Raw genomic sequence first — 3,458 nt, 5'->3', positions numbered from 1 at the left:
TGGGGCGGCGCCACGGCAGACGTCACCACCGACCACACCGTGGCTTCCCTCCGGCCGTTCACCATCGCGACCAGCCTGGACGCCGGGCCTCGCGCGACACTCGAGTACCGCGACCGCACCAACGGCCGGCTGCTTGGGGGGCTGCAGCTGGCGCGCGCGACGACGGTCAGCACCGGAGGCACCACGCTCGCCCTCTACCACGTCGCGGCCGGTGGGCATCGCTGCCTGGTCTGGCCGCTGCGCCCGTGGAACGCCTGGCTGCAGAACCGTCTCATGCGGAGGAACACTTCGTCGCCGCATTCCCTGATGGCACCGGCCGCGACCCGGCAGCTGATGATCGCCTACCTGAGCCCGCGGCCGGTCATCCTCGTTTCCATCGACGCGCCCGGCCACCAGAACATCTTTCCGATGGACCTGATCGGCCCGCTGGGGCGCAGCGGGCTGTTTGCGCTTGCGCTGCGCAGCACCAACGTATCGGTGCCGGCAATGCGCGAGTCGCGTCGGGTCGCCCTCTCCTGCATGCCGGCGACGATGAAGGACACCGTCTACGCGCTAAGCGCGCACCACAAGCAGCCACTCCAGGACTGGACGGCACTGCCATTCCCGGTGCGGCGTTCGCGTACCTTCGGCATACCTGCGGTGGCGGCGGCGCTGCGCATCCGCGAGCTGGACATCGTGCACAGCGAGGAAGTCGGCTCGCACACGTTCTTCCTCGGCCGCATCGTGTCCGAGGAAGCCCTGACGCACGACGCCCAACTGCACCACACGGCGGGCTTCCACCAGGCCTCCCGCCGCCGGCTCGGCACGCCGTACGCGGAGGTGCCTCCTGCCTGAGCGCGCGGCCGCGACTCACGCCTTCGTCGCCACCGCCATGGTGAGGCTCTGCAGGAAATGGAAGTCCGGACGACGCAGCGCGTAGCGCGCGTCGTCCGGATCGCAGAGCCGCGCCAGCGTGTCGAAATCCCCCGGATGCAGGTAGGGGCGCAGGCGTTCGCCCCAGGTACCGCGGAAGATCGCGTCGCGCAGGTAGCGCTCGTCCGCTTCGGCGAGCGGCTGGGTGCGCTCGATCATCCGCGTGCGCACCGCCACCTGCGGCAGTCCCGACGCCTGCAGCCAGCCGACCAGTGCACGGACCGCGGTGAACTCATGCTCGCTGCGGCCATAGCGCTCGCGGTAGTACGCGCGCACCGCGTCGTTGACGCGTTGTTCGAGGCGGGCATCCCAGGCGAAGTACATGTCCGGCAACAGCGAACTCTGCCCCACCACGAGGCGGCCGCCCGGGCGCAGCAGCTTCGAGAGTACGCGCACTCCGGCGACCGGGTCGTGCAGATGATTGATGGAGTTGACGGCCCATACCACGTCGAAGCTGCCGTCCGCCAGCGGCGGCCGCAGCATGTCGGCCTGCAGGATCGGCGCTTGCGTCGGCGCACTGCGGCGGGCGATGCGGACGTGCGCGGCCGCAAGGTCCATTCCCACCACCAGCGCGCGATTCCTCGCGGATTCGTGGAACCAGCCGACCGCCTCGCCCGTGCCGCAGCCGGCGTCGAGCACGCGCTCCCCTGCCCCTACCGCCAGCGCGTCGATCGCCTCGCGCAGCTCCGGTCGCGCGAAAGCGTTGAACAGCCGGAGTTTCTCCGTGTAGTCGCGCTGCGGAGTGTCGCCGAGCAGCCCGGCCACGGCCTGTGCCCCGGTCATCGCGGCGGGCTCGTCGCGGTATTGCATCCGCGTTGCTCTCGAACGATGGCGGGCAGCGCGTCGCCGTGCCGCAGCCGTTTGCGCAGGCGGGTGAACGGGCGCTCGACCAGGAACCAGGACGACAGCGCCGCGAGGAACACCAGCATCAGGTTCTGCGGGAATGCGTTCATCCATGCGTCGGAGCGGTGGTCCAGGAAAGGCGATTGCCACAGGTACAGCGAATAGCTGAGGACGCCGAGATAGACCACCGGCTTCCAGTTCAGGAAACGTCCGCCCAGGCTGCGCTCATGGCGGGTGCTGGCCTCGATCAACAGCGCGAGGCATACGTTCATGACCGGCGACCCCAGCAATATCGCCGTGGTGTGGCTGCCCATGCGATTGATCAGCAGCACCAGGGGCACCGCGAGCACGAGCCAGCGGCTTGCGGTCAGGCGCAGGTACCAGGTCCGGGTCAGCAGCCATGGCCGCAGCAGCGCCAATGCACAACCTGCGGCCAGGTAATCGAACATCGCGGGGAAGCTGGTCAGCGTGTCGTCCGGAAAACGGGGATCGACGCGGAATATCCATTCATGGATGGCGAAGCGCACCAGCGGACCGATGAAGATCGCCGCGACCGCGACGATCAAAGCGCGACGTACACGCAGGGCAAGCAGTGTCAGCGGCCACAGCAGGTAGAACTGTTCCTCGACCGACAATGACCAGAGGTGTCCGATCTGCAAGGAGCGGCCCGGTTCGAAGTTGACCGTGTAGGTCAGCGCGTAGGCAAAGTCGCGGCCGGTCAGCTGCACCGCGCCCGAGGCCGTCGCGATCGCCATGACCAGGATGAACGCATAGAAGGCGGGAAAGATGCGCACCATCCGGCGCAGGTAGAACCGCTTCAGCGAGATTCCCCCTGTCGTCTCGCGCTCGCCCATCAACAGCAAGGTGATGAGGAAGCCCGAAATCACGAAGAACACCAGCACGCCCAGATGCGCGACGTCGCCGCACCAGCGACCGTACTGCGCGATTGAAACGGGAAAACGCCGCGTCCCGCAGAGATGCCCGTAGCACACCATCAGGATCGAGACCGCCCGCAATCCATCCAGTGATGGCATGCGGGTGCCGGTCGAGCTCGCCGCCTTTGCCCCGTTTGATCCAGAAAATGGCGAGCCATGGCCGGCCGTTGCATGGCCGCGTGCTGTCGGATCAGCCGGCGCGGCTGCCGGTAAGGCCGTGGCGCCTTTCATGCGCATGCGGCGACCAGATGCGTGTAGAGCGCCTCGAACGCGCGGGCGGTGTGATCGGCGTCCTCGCGCAAAGCGCGGAGCTGTGCGCCAGCGGCCAGGCGCAGCCGCAGTTCATCGTCGCCGAGCAGACGGCGGATGGCATCCGCAAGCGCCGGCGCGTCGCCGACCGGCACGGCCAGCGCCGCCGCCGGCGTCCACTCCGCGATGTGCCCGACCGCCGTACCTACCGTGGGCACGCCCACGGCGGCGGCCTCGAGCGCCACCAGCGGTCCGGCCTCGTGCAGCGACGACATCACCAGCAGGTCGACCGATTCCATCAGCAGGCGCAATTCGTGCTGGGTCTTGAAGCCGAGGAAGCGTACGCGTCCATCCAGCTTGAGCCGGCAGGCGAGCTGCTGCATCTCGCCCTGCAGGGTGTCCACGCCGACGATGTCCATTTCGAAATCCAGCCCTGCCCCTGCGAGGACCGCCAGCGCATGCAGCAGGGTCGACTGGTCCTTGACACGGTTGAGGCTGGCCACGTGGATCAGCCGGGCC

Annotated in this window: 4 protein-coding genes; 1 reads left to right on the top strand and 3 read right to left on the bottom strand. The window is 68.3% G+C overall.

Annotation, left to right across the window (positions count from 1 at the left end; genetic code table 11):
• Nucleotides 1-834: flavin reductase (locus HOQ08_RS14860; RefSeq protein ID WP_291196609.1), on the top strand; the 834-nt coding region annotated here is incomplete at its 5' end.
• Between the two features lie 15 nt (nucleotides 835-849).
• Here the strand turns inward: HOQ08_RS14860 and HOQ08_RS14855 are convergent.
• The 3 genes from HOQ08_RS14855 to HOQ08_RS14845 all read right to left on the bottom strand — a co-directional run.
• Nucleotides 850-1,722 carry a class I SAM-dependent methyltransferase gene (locus HOQ08_RS14855; RefSeq protein ID WP_291196607.1) on the bottom strand — a complete coding sequence of 291 codons (873 nt, stop codon included), beginning with the start codon at nucleotides 1,720-1,722 and terminating at the stop codon, nucleotides 850-852.
• Nucleotides 1,692-2,921: an acyltransferase gene (locus HOQ08_RS14850; protein ID WP_291196605.1), complete on the bottom strand. Its 1,230-nt coding sequence runs from the start codon at nucleotides 2,919-2,921 to the stop codon at nucleotides 1,692-1,694. The genes HOQ08_RS14855 and HOQ08_RS14850 overlap by 31 nt, the downstream gene beginning before the upstream one ends.
• On the bottom strand, nucleotides 2,918-3,458 hold a 541-nt coding region (locus HOQ08_RS14845; RefSeq protein ID WP_291196603.1), incomplete at its 5' end, for a glycosyltransferase family 4 protein. The genes HOQ08_RS14845 and HOQ08_RS14850, both read right to left, overlap by 4 nt.

The organism is Frateuria sp. (genome assembly GCF_013362045.1).
Classification (GTDB): domain Bacteria; phylum Pseudomonadota; class Gammaproteobacteria; order Xanthomonadales; family Rhodanobacteraceae; genus Frateuria_A.
The sequence above is the reverse complement of the archived record's forward strand: the minus strand, read 5'-3'. Positions and strand labels throughout refer to the sequence as shown.

Excerpts from the sequence above, each read along its gene's own strand:
- HOQ08_RS14855 (WP_291196607.1), bottom strand. The coding sequence starts at position 1,722 with ATGCAATACCGCGACGAGCCCGCCGCGATGACCGGGGCACAGGCCGTG.
- HOQ08_RS14850 (WP_291196605.1), bottom strand. The coding sequence starts at position 2,921 with ATGAAAGGCGCCACGGCCTTACCGGCAGCCGCGCCGGCTGATCCGACA.